Source organism: Litoreibacter ascidiaceicola, from assembly GCF_900129235.1.
Lineage (GTDB): Bacteria > Pseudomonadota > Alphaproteobacteria > Rhodobacterales > Rhodobacteraceae > Litoreibacter > Litoreibacter ascidiaceicola.
The window spans coordinates 42,839-58,473 of sequence record NZ_FQUV01000008.1; the positions used below are offsets into that span (position 1 = coordinate 42,839).

Consider the following 15,635-nt stretch of genomic DNA (forward strand, 5'->3'; position numbering starts at 1 on the left):
CCATGCTTGAACTAAACGTAGGCGGAATTCCCGCCGGTGGTAGCGACCTGATCAAAGACACAAGCGAAGCGACCTTTATGGTCGATGTGATCGAGGCCAGCCACGAAGTTCCCATCATCGTCGATTTCTGGGCGCCATGGTGTGGCCCATGCAAAACTCTTGGTCCAGCCCTGGAGGCAGGGGTGAAAGAGGCGAAAGGTGCCGTGAAAATGGTGAAGGTCGATGTGGACCAAAACCAGCAGATCGCCGGCCAATTGCAAATCCAGTCGATCCCTACCGTTTATGCATTCTACAAAGGCAAACCGATTGATGCCTTTCAGGGTGCGTTGCCAGCAAGCGAGATCAAGACATTCATCGATAAACTGATCGCCGAATCCGGTGGCGAGGTGGATGAGGGGCTTGGTGAAGCCATAGCCGCAGCCGAAGCAATGCTGGAAGAGGGTGCGGCAGTGGATGCAGCGCAGACCTTCGCGGCAATCTTGGGTGAAGAGCCGAACAATCCCGCCGCCTATGCAGGGCTGATGCGGGCACATCTAGCAATGGACGAGTTGGAGCAAGCCTCGGAACTGCTGGCCAACGCACCGGCAGAGCTGAATGGCTTGCCTGAGATTGAAGCCGTCCGTGCGCAGATTGATCTGCTGTTGCAAGCCGCCGAAACCGGTCCGGCGGCCGAGCTTCAAGCCGCTGTTGATGCCAATGCTGACGACCATCAGGCAAGGTTGGACCTCGCAGTCGCCTTGCATGCATCCGGTGACGCTCAAGGTGCGGTCGATCATTTGCTGGAGTTGTTCCGCCGCGATCGCGAATGGAATAATGGCGCTGCCAAATCGCAGCTATTCACAGTTTTTGATGCGCTGAAGGCAGATGATCCGATTGTTTTGAACGGTCGTCGTAAATTGTCGTCGATGATATTTGTCTGAGGAAGCACACGGGCTACGTCCATGCTTATGATGAAATCAGCAGACCTTCCCGACACCATCCCGGTATTCCCCTTGCCCGGTGCACTTTTGTTGCCGCGGGCAAGGTTACCGCTCCACCTGTTTGAGCCGCGCTATCTGCAAATGTTCGAAGACGTTCTGAAAACGTCTGATAGAATGATTGGGATGGTTCAGCCGCACCGGGGACCGAAAGGCGAGGAACAACTTCACGCCATAGGATGCGCAGGGCGTGTAACCCAATTTTCAGAGACGGAAGATGGCCGCTACATGGTCACGCTCGCTGGAATCTCACGCTTCCGAATTACTGAGGAGGTCACGGGATTCAATCCCTATCGTAAAGCATCGGTCAGTTGGGCGGGCTTCGAGCGCGACATGGGGGCAGCAGAAGAAGATCCGGATTTTGATCGGGCTGGATTTTTAAGTGCACTCGAGAGATTCTTCGATGCCCACGACTTGCGGACAGATTGGGAAAGCCTAAAAGATGCGGATACCGAGTTGCTGATCAACTCCCTGTCCATGCTTTGCCCCTTCGAGCCGGAAGAAAAGCAAGCGCTGCTTGAGGCCCCTTCATTAACGACACGGCGTGAAACGCTGGTCACGCTAATCGAGTTTTCACTTAGAGGCGGGACAGCCGAGGAGACACTGCAATGACCGATCCAAATTTTGACCGCCATATGCTTGAGGGGTTGGTCTGTCCTGTGACGCAGTCGACCTTGTCCTACGATGCAGAAAAGCAGGAACTGGTTTCAAAGTCGGCAAAGCTGGCTTTCCCGATCCGCGGCGGCATTCCGATTATGCTCGTCGACGAGGCGCGCAAGCTCGACTAAAGCGATCGGCCTTGCAGAAGGCGTGGCAGATCGCCAGTTAACCCTGCGGCTTCACGGATGAAATTGCGGCGCAGTGCCGGGAATGCATTTACCAAGCCCATCCCAATGTCGCGGCCAGCTCTGAGTATTGGATTGTCGTTAGAGAACAAGCCATTAAAGCTGTTTGTCGCCAAGGCGAGCGTGGTCGTGTCAAATCGCCGCCATTCTTCGTAGCGCACTAAAACAGCCTCAGACCCGATGTCTTCGCCACGCCTGCGGGCGTCTACAAGCACTTGCGCCAAAGCGCCGACATCGCGAAGGCCGAGGTTTAATCCTTGCCCGGCAATTGGATGGACACCATGTGCGGCGTCTCCGACCAATACCATGCGTTCATCCACGAGGCGGTCTGCTAATGTGAGATTTAGCGGATAGGAGAACCGAGCGCCTGCAACATGTATGTCCCCCAAGAAATCTCCGAACGCTGGGCGCAAGGCTTCTATAAAGGCCTCGTCACTCAATTCGGAAAGTTCTGCTGCCCGGTCATGCGTCTCAGCCCAGACAATCGAGCTTCTGTTGCCTGACAAAGGCAAGATCGCCAGAGGGCCTGCAGGCATGAAAAACTGGTGGGCGATTCCGTTATGTGGCAGCTCGTGCCCGATCGCCGCGACCAAGGCCGTCTGCCCATAGTCTTTAAAGCTGCGCCCGATTCCAGCGCGCTCCGCCACACCGCTGCGGCGGCCGTCGCAGCCGGCCAATAGTCGGCTACGGACAGTTTTTCCTGATGCCAGAACGACCGCTGCGCTCGTTTGATCGACCGACTGCGCGACCACGGTTTCAGGCGTTAGATGCGTGATGCTGTCAGTCTTGGAAATCTTTGAAAGGAAAGCGCGTCGCAGATGGCGATCTTCGACCATGAAGCCCATCGGACCTTCCTCAATCTCAGTATGGTCGAAATGCATCCAGAAAGGCGACGGACCTTCGCCCGCCCGCCCGTCTGTCACTTTGATTTCCAGCATCGGTTGGGCGTCTTTTGCAACATCGTCCCATAGCCCCACAGCGCTTAGCAGGCGCTTGGAGGCCAAGGCGAGGGCGTAGGACCGACCGTCGAAACTGTCCTCTTGCACGGCATCGACGGCTAGGCTGTCGATCAACGTGACCGAGAGCCCGCCACTGGCCAATGCAATCGCAAGGGCGCACCCATTCAGGCCGCCACCAACAATCGAGATATCGCAATCATAATTCATGCCGCCCAATATGGCGGGATGGATGGGATTGTCCATGCGCTGTGCTGCCGCTACCCTCGCGCTAAATCAGCGCAAGGATTTAGCTATGTCGGACCAATGGTTGTTTATGACCGCGAGCGACTTGGGTCGCGGAATAGAGGCAGGTGAGGTCGATCCGGTCGCCTTGACTGAAACTTACCTTGAAGCAGCCCGGACACATGAGTTTTCAGACCGCATCTATGCGCGTTTGACGGAAGGTCGTGCGATGGCTGAGGCCACGGAGGCCAAGAGGCGTGCAGATATGGGCCAGCGGCGTGGGTTGCTCGATGGTGTTCCTATCTCGTGGAAAGATTTGTTCGATACCGCTGGGGTAGTCACTGAAGCGGGTAGTGCTTTGCTGAAAGACCGCACGCCTGACACTGACGCGGAAGTTCTGGTGAATGCGACCCAAGCAGGGACCGTTTGCCTTGGGAAAACCCACATGTCGGAGCTGGCGTTTTCAGGCCTTGGTCTTAATCCGGTAACAGCCACTCCGCCGTGCATCAACGACGTGGGCGCCGTCGCCGGCGGGTCGTCCTCCGGTGCGGCGACGTCAGTTGCGTTTGGATTAGCTGCGGCTGGAATAGGCTCTGATACAGGCGGATCGGTCCGTATTCCTGCAGCCTGGAACGACTTGGTGGGTCTGAAGACAACCATCAACAGAATTTCCGTGAAAGGTGCTGTTCCACTTTGTCCGCGTTTCGATACCGTCGGCCCCTTGTGCCGGTCGGTCGAGGACGCGGCACAGTTGCTTGCCGCGTTAGAAGGCGGCCGCTTAGCTGATTTGCACGGGGTTTCGCTTGACGGTGCGCGGCTGATGATCCTCGACACAATCGCGTTCGATGACATCCGCGGGGAGCCTCTTGCGGGGTTCAACAGTGCCGTCGAACGCCTGAAAGCAGCTGGTGCAATTGTGGAACGCAAGGAGGTGCCCGAGATTGCAGACGCGCTTGCTTTGTCGGGCACGTTGTTTGCTCCGGAAGCCTACGGGGTTTGGAAAGACGTGATTGAAGCAAACCCAAGCGTCATGTTTCCCGAAATTCTGGAGCGTTTCCGTTCAGGTGCAGGCATATCAGGGCCTGATTACGTTGCGGGGTGGCGTCGCCTTGAAGCGATTATCTCGATTTGGAACGAGCGTATCTCGGCCTTTGATGCCGTAGTACTTCCGACCTCTCCAATTTTACCACCCAACGCCGAACGGTTGCTGACTGATAGCGATTACTACGTTACCGAGAACTTGTTGGCGCTGCGTAATACAAGGGTTGGCAATCTGATGGGGTCCGCTGGCGTCACTTTGCCAACCGGTTTGGCGTCAACGGGGATTATGTTTCTTGGTGCCCCTTACGCGGAGGAACGATTGCTGCGCTTGTGCGCTGCCGCGGAGGACGCGCTTAGCTAGTGGGCCAAAAAGTCACAGGCCTGTGACCACATTGCTGAAATTGCGGCGCTTTTTCTGGACCGCGGCCTGCGCATTGGGGTAGCTTGGTCTAAACGGGGCGTCCATGATCCCGATCCTTGAGGCAGTAATAGTAGGTCCCAATGACCTTTCCTGAGCGGTTTTCGAACCTGCCACCATATGCATTTCCGCGTTTGCGGTCGCTACTCGCCGGTCTGGAGCCGGGCGGGGTGCCTGTGGATATGACAATTGGCTCGCCTCAGCATCCCTTTCCTCACTGGATTACCGACATCATTGCAGCACATGCGTCCGGCTTCGGCGGGTACCCGCCAAACGACGGAACGCCGGAACTACAGGCAGCAATCGCGGCTTGGATCGCCCGTCGATATGGCGTTGCAGTTGATGCGGCTACGCAGGTTTTGGCACTGAACGGCACTCGCGAAGGCTTGTTCAACGCGGCGTTGGCGTTGTGCCCCGAAGATAAGAACGGCACACCCGTCGTTTTGATGCCGAACCCGTTTTATCAAGTATATGCCGTTGCTTCGCTGGCTGTAGGTGCGGAACCGATTTACGTGCCCGCGACGCTGGAAACCGGCTTTTTACCTGATTTTTCTGCCCTACCGGAAGATGTGTTGAACCGCACAGCGATTGCTTATCTTTGCTCGCCTTCCAATCCACAGGGTGCGGTCGCGACACCAGAATATTGGGCCGACTTGTTGGCTTTGGCCGAGAAATACGACTTCAAGATTTTCGCGGACGAATGCTATTCTGAAATCTATCGTTCTTCTGCGCCGATGGGCGCGTTAACGGCGGGTAAAGAGCTTGATCCGGAACGTGTGGTTTTGTTCAATTCGCTATCAAAGAGGTCCAACCTTGCAGGCCTGCGGTCCGGCTTCGCGGCAAGTGGACCCGAAAACATCAAGCGGCTTAAGGCACTGCGCGCATATGCAGGCGCTCCATTGCCGCTGCCTTTGCAGCGCGTGGCAGAAATGGTCTGGGCTGACGAAGACCATGTCGAAGCGAACCGCGCCCTCTACCGAGAAAAGCTGGATTTCAGCGATACGCTGTTTGGAGATGTGGACGGCTACAAGCCACCAGAAGCGGGCTTCTTTTTGTGGCTCCCTGTCAAGGACGGCGAAGACGCGACGAAGCAGCTGTGGAGTTCGACGGGCGTCAAAGTTCTACCCGGCGCATATCTGGGCCGCGAATATCAGGGGTCTAACCCCGGCACGAATTATATACGGGTGGCTTTGGTCGCTCCAATGAACGAACTGCAGCCGGGGCTGACCCGTCTCAAGAGCTGCATTTACGGTTGAAGGTGAGGAAGTAGATATGGCGTATCAGGCAAGGCCGCGCGATCCGTTTTTGGACAGCGATATGCAGGCGGCAATCGAGAAACGAGGCAAGGAACTGTTCGGTTTCGGGCTTCTGGCGGTTGGCGTCATGGTGACCATGCTTCTGTTGTCATATGTACCGGAAGACCCAAGCTGGATGTCCGCCACTGACGAGCCTGCAAAAAACTGGCTGGGCCGATTTGGAGCTTATCTTGCGAGCCCGTTGTTCATCATCGTCGGCTTCGGCGCTTGGGCTATTCCATTCGTCACCGTGGTTTGGGGGCTGCGGTTTGTTATGCATCGCGGAGAGGAGCGGGCGGTTGGCCGACTGATCTTCGCTCCGTTGGCTATTGCTTTGGCCTCGGTCTATGCTTCAACCCATGTCCCGGTGAGCGAATGGACCCATTCCTTTGGCTTGGGCGGCTTGTTCGGTGACACGGTTCTTGGTGCGATCCTTGGTGTGGCTCCGATCAGCGCGACCTTCGGGCTGAAGGTGCTGGCGTTCCTTGTCTTTTTTGGTTTGCTGTTTTTGTCGCTGTTTGTGCTGGGCTTCGATCGGTCAGAGATCAAAGCCGTCGCACGTTTTATGTTGGTCGGCGTCATCCTGACATATGCCAGCATCATGAAGCTGATAGGCTCGACCGGCAAAGGTGCTGTACTCGCGGCAAGCAAAGCCAACGAAATTCGGGTGCAGCGCAAGGAGGCACGCCTAAGTGCCGTTGAAGAATCCTATCAGGACGACGTGCCAATTCCCGGACCATCGTTGCGCCGTGCGCCTGTCGTGCATGCGCCACAGCCACTTGTCGCGCCGCAGATCGAAGTTGAAAAACCTGCCGCTAAACCAAGCCTGCTTGCTCGCCTGCCGGGATTGAAGCCGCGGGATGTCGAGCCGGAACTATATGATGAACCCGCGATAATTCACGATGATGTGGACCCAGAAGATCGCATCAAGTCAAAGATTTCAGACGTCATCAAGAACCGTGGTCGCCGTACAAAGCCGCTTGAATATACCGACGAGCCGTCGATGCGTGCGGAGCCTCAACTCACTCGCGGTCGTGGCCCAGAGCCTCTGCGCATTGATCCTGCCTTTCACGAAACGGCAGAGCAGCGCTATGTGGACGAAGATGAACTGATCGAACCGCTATCAACTGCTCCAACATTGGCACGTGTTAATGCGCCATTGACCAAACCGGTCGTACAGCAACCCGTCCGCAAACCTGTTGCACCGTCCAAACGGGCCGTTGCGGAGGCGCAGCCGGCGTTACAATTCGAGGACAACAGTTCTGATTTCGAGCTGCCTCCCCTAAATCTTCTGACCAGCGCATCCACCGTGGAACGCCACGTTCTGAGCGATGAAGCGCTGGAAGAAAACGCGCGTATGCTTGAAGCCGTTTTGGACGACTATGGCGTGAAAGGGGAAATCGTTTCCGTTCGCCCCGGCCCAGTTGTCACAATGTATGAATTGGAGCCCGCACCGGGTTTGAAGGCATCTCGGGTGATCGGATTGTCGGACGACATTGCGCGATCAATGTCCGCCTTGTCCGCACGTGTTTCAACCGTGCCGGGTCGCACTGTGATCGGTATCGAACTACCGAACGAAAAGCGCGAAATGGTTGTGCTTCGCGAGATCCTCTCGGCACGTGACTTCGGTGATGGAAATCAGAAACTTCCGCTGGCGCTGGGCAAGGACATTGGTGGCGAGCCGATTGTCGCCAACCTTGCCAAGATGCCCCACCTGCTGATCGCGGGTACAACTGGGTCCGGTAAATCCGTAGCCATCAACACGATGATCCTGTCTCTGCTCTACAAGCTGACACCGGAAGAATGTCGTTTGATCATGATTGATCCGAAGATGCTGGAACTCAGCGTCTATGACGGCATCCCTCACCTGCTGTCGCCTGTTGTAACCGACCCCAAAAAGGCGGTTGTGGCCTTGAAATGGACAGTGGGCGAGATGGAAGAGCGTTACCGCAAGATGTCCAAGATGGGCGTGCGGAACATTGACGGCTACAACAGCCGCGTGAAAGACGCGCTTGCCAAAGGCGAGCTGTTCTCGCGCACAGTTCAGACCGGTTTCGACGACGAAACCGGCGAGCCGATCTTCGAGACCGAGGAATTCCAGCCTGAAACCATGCCATATATCGTGGTCGTGGTGGACGAGATGGCAGACCTGATGATGGTTGCCGGCAAGGAAATCGAAGCCTGCATCCAGCGTCTTGCACAGATGGCGCGTGCGTCCGGTATTCACTTGATCATGGCAACGCAACGCCCGTCGGTCGATGTTATTACAGGTACTATCAAAGCCAACTTCCCAACGCGGATTTCCTTCCAAGTGACGTCGAAAATTGACTCGCGGACGATCCTTGGCGAGATGGGGGCCGAACAACTGTTGGGCATGGGCGACATGCTTTACATGGCTGGCGGTTCTAAAATCACACGTATTCACGGCCCGTTTGTGTCTGATGAAGAGGTTGAGGAAATCGTCAACCACCTCAAGTCTTTCGGACCACCGACATATATGTCGGGCGTTGTTGAGGGGCCAACCGATGAGAAATCCAATGACATCGACATGGTGCTTGGCCTCGGTGGGAATACCGACGGCGAGGATGCGCTGTATGACACTGCCGTTCAGATCGTGCTGAAAGACCGTAAATGTTCGACCTCTTATATTCAGCGCAAGCTGGCGATCGGATACAACAAAGCTGCGCGCCTTGTTGAGCAAATGGAAGAAGAAGGCGTGGTCTCACAAGCCAATCACGTTGGCAAACGCGAGATTCTTGTGCCTGAGCAGCATTAACGGTCGCGCAATATTGCGCCATATGTCAGCTTCGTGAAGGGCCGAGGGTTTAAACCCCCGGCCTTTTGCTTATCTTGAGGTCATGATGATAAAACAACTGATCCTTGCCCCTGTCCTGTCGCTTGCTTTGGCGGTGCCAGCTATGGCTGAGAAGATTTCGCTTTCGCAAATCTCCAACTATCTCAACAGTTTCCAGACTGCGAAGGGTGACTTTACGCAGATCAATGAGGACGGGTCGGTGACGACCGGGGAAATCCTGATCAAACGGCCTGGGCGCGTTCGATTTGATTACGCCCCGCCCGATGACAGCCTTGTCATTGCTGGCGGTAGTCAAGTTGCGGTTTTCGATCCGAAATCAAACGTCCCGCCAGAGCAGTTCCCCTTGAAGCGCACACCGCTGAACTTGATTTTGGCACGGAACGTCGATTTCAGCCGCTCAAACATGGTTGTTGGCCATCGCGACGATGGCACGGCGACTGTCGTAAAGGTGCAGGACCCACAGCATCCAGAATACGGCAATATTCAGCTGAAATTCACGTCTAATCCGGTTGAACTTCGCCAATGGGTTATCACCAACGATGCAGGTGGCCAGACCACTGTCATTCTTGGTGAGCTGAAGAAAGGTGTCAAAATCGGCGCGCGCCCCTTCAACATTCCTCAAGAAATTCAGGCGAGGGGGCTAAACTAGGCCCCCTACGCCTTGCCGCAGCTGATCAGCTGGTAGCGGTACATCTCAGAGCGGTCAGCGACCGCCTGAGAGACCCGTAGCAACCATGATTTACGATTATACGATCCACGGGCGAAGCCTGTACGACCCTCGTGATAGGCCAGATATTGGTTGCGCGCGTCGTATTTAGAAATACCCAGACGCTCGGAACTGCCGTCCATATACCATCCCATGAAATCCACGGCATCGCGGAATTTGTCACGCTTGGCACTCTGGCGCCGCTGGTCCACTTGGTACTCTTTCCAAGTCGCATCAAGGGCCTGACTAAAGCCATAAGCCGAGCTTTGCCGCCCCATCGGGATTACACCAATCGCGTATCGGAACGGCGTACGCGCGTCGCTCACGAACTTGCTTTCTTGATGGATGGTTGCCATTTGCACATGAACCGGAACGCCCCATTTGCGTTCCACGGCTTTCATGTCTTTCAACCAACTAGCGCGCTGGGAAACAATGGAGCATGCGTTGTCGAGGTTGTTCGGTGAGCTTCCCCCGCCGCCGCCACATGCCGACACAAGAAGAACAAACGCTAACGCGGTGAATATCTTTTTCATGGTACCTGCTCGCCTTGATTTGGGCTTTATGCCTCTTTGGCTTTTCGGAATCTTAGCGCAAAATCTGGCCTAGGCAAACTGCGCAATCACGTTGTCTAAACCAAAAACGTTAATGTGAGCGGGATATAAGCAACAGATAGCAGCGTGGAGACCACCACAAGGCCGGCGACAGCGTCGCTGTCGGCCTCGTATTTGACCGACAGCAAATAGGAGGTCACAGCCACCGGCGTCGAGACCTGAAGAATCAGTACGGCCAATGGGATTTGAGATAACCCAAACCACAGTCCGGCAGCCAAAGCGGCTGCGATGCAAATGCAGGCTTTCAGGAGCGATGCGACGATGGCTTTGCCCACCCCTTGTGGCTTTAGACGGGCGACAGCAACCCCGAGCGTGATCAGCATCATGGGAATCGCCATCTGCCCGATGAGATCGATGGAATTCGTCAAGAAGCGGGGTGTTTCCCAATCCATGACCAAAAATAGGGCACCTAGGAGCGTGGCTCCGACCAATGGTTCCTTAATTACTTTGCTGACCGACCCGCCTCCCGATACGAGCCACACACCGAAAGTGAATGAGTAAATCGCCATAATCGCGAAGATCACCACCGCATAACCAAGCCCTTCATCGCCGAACGCGAACAAAGCGAGAGGTAGGCCTAGATTCCCAGTATTTCCGAAGATCAAAGGTGCCAAATAGGTACGGACATCCATCCGCCCAAGTTTAACCAGCAAAAAACATCCAGCTGTTACAATAGCATAGGCAGTAACCGCCGCTAGAGAAACTTTGGTCAGTGCATCAGGAGCAATCTCGGTCCGCATGAGTGCAGAAAAGATGAGGCACGGGACTGAAAGGGTCATCGCCAGCCGCGTCACGAACTCGATTCTGTAGTCGAAACCTAGCTTTACCCATGCGAAGCCGATGGCTGCGAGGATGAACACCGGTGCGACAATCTCTAAAACTGTTAAAATTAGGTTCACAGACTGTTTCCTTGAAAAACGGTGCCCATTTATGGACAAATCACCCGCTGAGGGTCTATCTAGGAGGGGTAAGGGTTGCAATGTTATGCTGAAAACTCAGGCTAAATTCACACTGGGCCAAATTGTGCGCCATAAGAAACATCCCTTCCGAGGGGTGATTTTTGACGTTGATGCCGAGTTTTCGAATACTGAAGAATGGTATGATAACATTCCCGCTGAAAGCCGGCCAAACCGTGACCAGCCCTTTTACCATCTGCTCGCCGAGAACGATGAAAGCTACTACGTGGCATATGTGTCTGAGCAAAACCTCGCAGCAGATTTGACCGGAGAGCCTGTCGACCACCCCGATCTAAGCGCCATGTTTGGTGACTATGACGGGCGTGGAAAGTACCCGCTGCAGTTCGACTTCAACTAGTACCCCAACGCGCAACCGTCTTTCCGCGGGTCGGATGCCCCGTGAAGAACACCTTTTACCCTGTCGATGAAAATTGCTTGTGCGCCGCCAATCGGGCCATTTGGTACCGTGACGTTATGGCCTAGTTCGCTCAGCTCCTGCCTCGCGGCGTCCGAGTACCCTCGTTCTACCCTCAACTCACCTTCATCGGAAAAGCACCGAGGGGCGTCGATCGCTGCCTGCGGATGCATATCGAAGTCCACAAGGTTGGTCACAAAGCGCGCGTGTCCACAGGGTTGGTAAGCACCACCCATCACGCCAAATGGCATGACGGTTTCGCCGTTCTGACGCAGCAAGCCCGGGATGATCGTGTGCATCGGTCTTTTGCCGCCAGCAGCTTCATTCGGATGACCTTCCTCAAGCGAAAACCCGCAGCCTCGATTTTGGAACAAGACTCCGAATTTGTCGGAGGCAATACCAGAGCCAAAGCTGTGAAAGATTGAATAGATCAGCGACACGGACATCAAATCCTTGTCCACGACTGTGATGTAAACCGTATCCTTGTGTACCTGCTCGGACAGTTCGCTCGGCGAGGTCATGGCTTTTTGGGGGGCAATGAGCGCTGCCAAACCTGCGGCTGTTTCCGGTGCGAGCATATGATCAATGCGGGTGGTAAAATCCGGATCTGCCAAGAACCTGTTGCGCGCGTCGTAGGCGAGTTTTGAGGTCTCGATCTCAATATGGGCGCGCGCTGAACCGAGCGGGTCCATCGACGCCAAGTCAAAATGGCCGAGTATGTTGTTCATCAAAATCGCAGTTGCACCTTGCCCGTTTGGCGGATGCTCGACCAACTCTGTGCCTTTGTAGAAACCGGAAACCGGAGCCGTGTAGTCACACGAAGTTTCGGCGAAATCGTCAAGAGTGTGGGTGCCGCCCGCGGATTGCAGCGATGCCACCATATCTTCCGCCACTTCACCCTCGTAAAAGCCGGCGCGCCCACGCTCGGCAACGAGTCTTAGAACTTCTGCTTGCTGTGGTGAGCGGAACAACTGACCAGGTTTCGGAGCCTTGCCTTCCAGTAGGTAATATTCTGCTGCCGCCCCTTTTGGCGTGCCTTCTGCCTGCGCCCAATCGAAACTGGTGCGTGGGGCCACCGGCACACCGGCCTCGGCATAGTAGATGGATGGCGCGAGAATTGCCTTGAGACCAAGTTTTCCGTGATCCTTGCTAAGGCGGCAAAAAGCGTCGATCGCACCGGGCAGGGTGATCGCGTCAACAGTGTCCACAGGAACATTTTTGAGCTTTTTCTTGCGCATTTCAGAAGCAGACAGCCCTTTCGGCGCGCGTCCCGATCCGTTCAATGCGATAATATCAGGCTCTCCGGGCTTGCTGAGCAATACGAAGCAATCGCCGCCGATGCCGGTCATCTGGGGCTCGCATAACCCTAACAGTACCGCCCCGGCGATGGCCGCATCGACCGCGTTTCCACCAGCCTCGAGCATTTGCACAGCAACTTTAGCGGCCAATGGATGGGATGTGGCGCACATGCCATTTGTCGCAAAGACCGTAGAGCGTCCGGGTTGATGAAAGTCGCGCATGAAATTGGCTCCCCTGTGGTTAAACGAGAGGATAGGCGTCAAAATGGGAATGTCTATGGAAGATGGAAAGATCGGGAAAACGGCCGCAAGAATGGTCCTCGGCGTCGCGCATCTGGGTGGGGGCTGATAAACACGACGCCGAGTGAAGCTCTGCAGCTACACCAAATTTTTCGCATTGGAGTGTGGCGTCTCGACGGGAAAAATTAGACCATTGCGAGTGAATAACATGGCAAAAATGTGAACTGTTCAGCCTTTTGACTAAGTGCGATCTGTCAGGGCTTCTGAGTTGCCAGTTCGGAAACAGTTGGGATCTGTACACAGAAAATATTCTGTGAAGCAGCGCGGCGATATTCCATGTGGGATGAAAGACTGCGGATAAAGAACCATCCGAATCCACCTTCGGGAAGATCATCGACACTCACTGGTAAATCTTCTAGCTCTGCTTCAGGTGGGTTTAGGCCGGGCATTGGCAATCCATGATCCCGCGTCTCGACCGAGATCATGTCGTCTGTGCAAAGGACCGAGACGATGATGTCTCCCAGATTGGACTGGTTGTAGCCATGTTCCGCGATGTTGTTTAGCACTTCCGCCAAAACAATTTCGGTACTGATAATCCCCTCCGATTGCGCCGGAAATTCGTGCTGCAAACGCTTCATAATTTCCACAATCGTATCACGGACCGAGATTGGATCAGCGTTGATTGTTTCTTCGTAGTGAAGGCGGGGAGCTCCAAAAGAGAGTGGCAAACGGGCCAAGCTGCTCATGCGGCGTCCATACCCTTCGGGCTTCTATAAGCGAGGGCTTCCTTCATACTGGTGTGCACTGGAAAAACCTTATCCATACGGGTAAGCCGGAATACTTTTTCGACTGCCGCGGTCAGATTACACAATTCCAACTTACGCCCCTCTAAAGACTTCAATGCAGCGACCATCGCCCCCAGGCCGCTGCTGTCCATAAAGGTGACGGTAGCAAGATCCATGATGACACGCTTCGCTGGTGCGGCGGTCGCATTTCTGAAGTCATCTTTGAAGTGGATCGCGCTGGCTGCATCAATACGTGTCGCTGACAGCGTCAGAACAAGAATGCCGTCTTGGTGTGTTGTCGTTTGCATCATGGTCCGTGCTCCTGATCTTTTCAGGTTCTTGGACTAGACGCCAAAGGTTACCATTCGGTATGCATTCGATCATGGCTATCAGCAAAGGTGTTTCAAAATGTCCGTATATATCATTGGTGCAAGCCGAACCCCGATGGGCGGTTTTCAAGGCGCCCTGAGTGGTGTCGATGCTCCCCAACTTGGCGGAGTTGCCATCAAGGCGGCGCTTGCACAGTCAGGCCTGACCACTGTTGATGAGTTGTTGATGGGATGCGTGCTGCCCGCGGGTCAGGGTCAAGCACCCGCACGTCAGGCGGGATTCGCGGCCGGACTCGGCGAGGAGGTTCCGGCAACGACACTGAATAAGATGTGCGGCTCTGGGATGCAGGCCGCGATGATGGCATTTGACCAACTTGCGCTTGGTCACACTCACACAATGGTTGCTGGCGGGATGGAGAGCATGACAAACGCGCCCTATCTCCTGCCCAAAATGCGAGGCGGAGCTCGGATTGGTCATCAAACCGTTCAGGATTCGATGTTCCTCGACGGGTTGGAGGATGCTTATGACAAGGGCCGTCTGATGGGCACCTTTGCCGAGGATTGTGCGGAGGCGTTTCAATTCACCCGCGAGGCGCAGGACGAATATGCGTTGCGTTCCCTTTCCAACGCTCTTGCTGCGCAGAAGAGCAAGTCCTTCGCAGCAGAAATTGCCGCGGTGGAGGTTCAAGGCCGCAAGCCGTTCACCGTGTCGGAGGATGAGCAGCCTGCCAATGCGCGTCCTGAAAAAATCCCGCAACTCAAACCCGCCTTCCGTGATGGCGGCACGGTTACGGCAGCCAACTCGTCGTCCATCTCCGACGGCGCGGCCGCGCTCGTTATGGCTTCCGAAGCGGGCATGAAAGCGCAGGGATTAACGCCACGGGCACGCTTGGTTGGGCATGCAAACCACGCGCAGGCACCGGGCCTGTTTACAACCGCGCCCGTGCCGGCCGCCCGCAAGCTGCTGGATCGCATCGGCTGGAATGTCTCGGATGTCGACCTCTGGGAGGTGAATGAAGCCTTCGCAGTGGTCCCGATGGCATTCATGCACGAGATGGGGTTGGAGCGCGACATTGTAAACGTCAATGGGGGTGCCTGTGCATTGGGCCACCCGATTGGTGCATCTGGTGCACGTATCATCGTGACTTTGCTCAATGCGCTGGAAACCCGCGGGCTCAAACGTGGTGTGGCGGCGATTTGCATTGGTGGAGGCGAGGGTACCGCTATCGCGATCGAGCGGGTTTGATGGTGGACTATAATACGCTGCGCAAAACGGTCGCAGCGTTAGTAGATGGCGAAGACGACGTGGTGTCGCTGATGGCGACTGTTGCCTGTGAGGTGCATCACGCCGATGCGCGTTTCCATTGGACAGGATTTTATCGCGTGGTCGCGCCTGAATTGCTGAAGATTGGCCCGTACCAAGGTGGTCACGGCTGCCTTGTCATTCCCTTCGCGCGCGGAGTGTGCGGCGCGGCGGCCCGCTTGGAGAAAACCCAGTTGGTACCCGATGTCGACGCTTTCCCGGGTCACATTGCCTGCGCATCGTCTACCCGATCCGAACTGGTGCTACCGGTATGGAACAAGTCGGGTCAGCTGATCGCAGTTTTCGACATTGATAGCGATCTGCCAGATGCCTTTACCCAAGAAGATGTGGATCACCTTGCCCATATTCTCGAGGATGTTTTTGGTCAAATTTGATTGTGGCGGTCAAATTTGTCTTGCA

Annotated in this window: 16 protein-coding genes; 10 read left to right on the forward strand and 6 right to left on the reverse strand. The window is 55.4% G+C overall.

What is annotated here, in order from left to right; all coding sequences use genetic code 11:
• The first annotated feature begins 2 nt into the window (after positions 1 to 2).
• From trxA to BUB72_RS15475, 3 genes are read left to right on the forward strand one after another with little or no spacing between them, the layout of a single operon-like run.
• Positions 3 to 920 carry a thioredoxin gene (gene trxA, locus BUB72_RS15465; protein WP_073145830.1) on the forward strand — a complete coding sequence of 306 codons (918 nt, stop codon included), beginning with the start codon at positions 3 to 5 and terminating at the stop codon, positions 918 to 920.
• 27 nt (positions 921 to 947) lie between these two features.
• The gene (locus tag BUB72_RS15470; protein WP_073145832.1) at positions 948 to 1,589 is read left to right on the forward strand and encodes an LON peptidase substrate-binding domain-containing protein; all 642 of its coding nucleotides are present in this window, start codon (positions 948 to 950) and stop codon (positions 1,587 to 1,589) included.
• Positions 1,586 to 1,765 carry a Trm112 family protein gene (locus BUB72_RS15475; protein WP_073145606.1) on the forward strand — a complete coding sequence of 60 codons (180 nt, stop codon included), beginning with the start codon at positions 1,586 to 1,588 and terminating at the stop codon, positions 1,763 to 1,765. The genes BUB72_RS15470 and BUB72_RS15475 overlap by 4 nt, the downstream gene beginning before the upstream one ends.
• On the opposite strand, the gene BUB72_RS15480 is transcribed toward BUB72_RS15475, so the two are convergent.
• Positions 1,762 to 3,024, reverse strand: a complete 1,263-nt coding sequence (locus tag BUB72_RS15480) for a UbiH/UbiF/VisC/COQ6 family ubiquinone biosynthesis hydroxylase (protein WP_073145608.1) — start codon at positions 3,022 to 3,024, stop codon at positions 1,762 to 1,764. The genes BUB72_RS15475 and BUB72_RS15480 overlap by 4 nt on opposite strands.
• Before the next feature lie 49 nt (positions 3,025 to 3,073).
• On the opposite strand from BUB72_RS15480, the gene BUB72_RS15485 reads away from it, so the two are divergent.
• The 4 genes from BUB72_RS15485 (at position 3,074) to BUB72_RS15500 (ending at position 9,221) form a co-directional block, all read left to right on the forward strand.
• Positions 3,074 to 4,405 carry an amidase gene (locus BUB72_RS15485; protein WP_073145610.1) on the forward strand — a complete coding sequence of 444 codons (1,332 nt, stop codon included), beginning with the start codon at positions 3,074 to 3,076 and terminating at the stop codon, positions 4,403 to 4,405.
• 140 nt (positions 4,406 to 4,545) lie between these two features.
• Positions 4,546 to 5,718 (forward strand): aminotransferase class I/II-fold pyridoxal phosphate-dependent enzyme, encoded by a 1,173-nt coding sequence (locus BUB72_RS15490; protein WP_073145613.1) that lies wholly within the window; start codon positions 4,546 to 4,548, stop codon positions 5,716 to 5,718.
• A 16-nt stretch (positions 5,719 to 5,734) separates the two neighbouring features.
• Positions 5,735 to 8,533 (forward strand): DNA translocase FtsK, encoded by a 2,799-nt coding sequence (locus BUB72_RS15495; RefSeq protein WP_073145615.1) that lies wholly within the window; start codon positions 5,735 to 5,737, stop codon positions 8,531 to 8,533.
• Between the two features lie 82 nt (positions 8,534 to 8,615).
• Positions 8,616 to 9,221, forward strand: a complete 606-nt coding sequence (locus BUB72_RS15500) for a LolA family protein (RefSeq protein WP_073145617.1) — start codon at positions 8,616 to 8,618, stop codon at positions 9,219 to 9,221.
• Between the two features lie 5 nt (positions 9,222 to 9,226).
• On the opposite strand, the gene BUB72_RS15505 is transcribed toward BUB72_RS15500, so the two are convergent.
• Complete coding sequence (locus BUB72_RS15505) at positions 9,227 to 9,811, reverse strand: transglycosylase SLT domain-containing protein (protein WP_073145619.1); 585 nt, start codon at positions 9,809 to 9,811, stop codon at positions 9,227 to 9,229.
• A 95-nt stretch (positions 9,812 to 9,906) separates the two neighbouring features.
• Entirely contained in the window at positions 9,907 to 10,788 is an 882-nt protein-coding gene (locus BUB72_RS15510) for an AEC family transporter (RefSeq protein ID WP_073145622.1), read from the reverse strand.
• Between the two features lie 85 nt (positions 10,789 to 10,873).
• Here BUB72_RS15510 and hspQ point away from each other — a divergent pair, with 85 nt between their 5' ends.
• Positions 10,874 to 11,203 carry a heat shock protein HspQ gene (gene hspQ / locus BUB72_RS15515; RefSeq protein ID WP_073145624.1) on the forward strand — a complete coding sequence of 110 codons (330 nt, stop codon included), beginning with the start codon at positions 10,874 to 10,876 and terminating at the stop codon, positions 11,201 to 11,203.
• Here the strand turns inward: hspQ and BUB72_RS15520 are convergent.
• The 3 genes from BUB72_RS15520 to BUB72_RS15530 form a co-directional block, all read right to left on the reverse strand.
• Entirely contained in the window at positions 11,200 to 12,780 is a 1,581-nt protein-coding gene (locus BUB72_RS15520) for a gamma-glutamyltransferase family protein (RefSeq protein WP_073145626.1), read from the reverse strand. The two genes, hspQ and BUB72_RS15520, sit on opposite strands and share 4 nt — an antisense overlap.
• Before the next feature lie 272 nt (positions 12,781 to 13,052).
• Positions 13,053 to 13,544 (reverse strand): ATP-binding protein, encoded by a 492-nt coding sequence (locus BUB72_RS15525; protein ID WP_073145628.1) that lies wholly within the window; start codon positions 13,542 to 13,544, stop codon positions 13,053 to 13,055.
• On the reverse strand, positions 13,541 to 13,894 hold the full coding sequence (locus tag BUB72_RS15530) for an STAS domain-containing protein (protein WP_073145630.1): 354 nt from the start codon (positions 13,892 to 13,894) through the stop codon (positions 13,541 to 13,543). The genes BUB72_RS15525 and BUB72_RS15530 overlap by 4 nt, the downstream gene beginning before the upstream one ends.
• A gap of 97 nt (positions 13,895 to 13,991) precedes the next feature.
• On the opposite strand from BUB72_RS15530, the gene BUB72_RS15535 reads away from it, so the two are divergent.
• The gene (locus BUB72_RS15535) at positions 13,992 to 15,158 is read left to right on the forward strand and encodes a thiolase family protein (protein WP_073145633.1); all 1,167 of its coding nucleotides are present in this window, start codon (positions 13,992 to 13,994) and stop codon (positions 15,156 to 15,158) included.
• On the forward strand, positions 15,155 to 15,610 hold the full coding sequence (locus BUB72_RS15540) for a GAF domain-containing protein (RefSeq protein WP_139250699.1): 456 nt from the start codon (positions 15,155 to 15,157) through the stop codon (positions 15,608 to 15,610). The genes BUB72_RS15535 and BUB72_RS15540 overlap by 4 nt, the downstream gene beginning before the upstream one ends.
• Positions 15,611 to 15,635 lie beyond the last annotated feature (25 nt).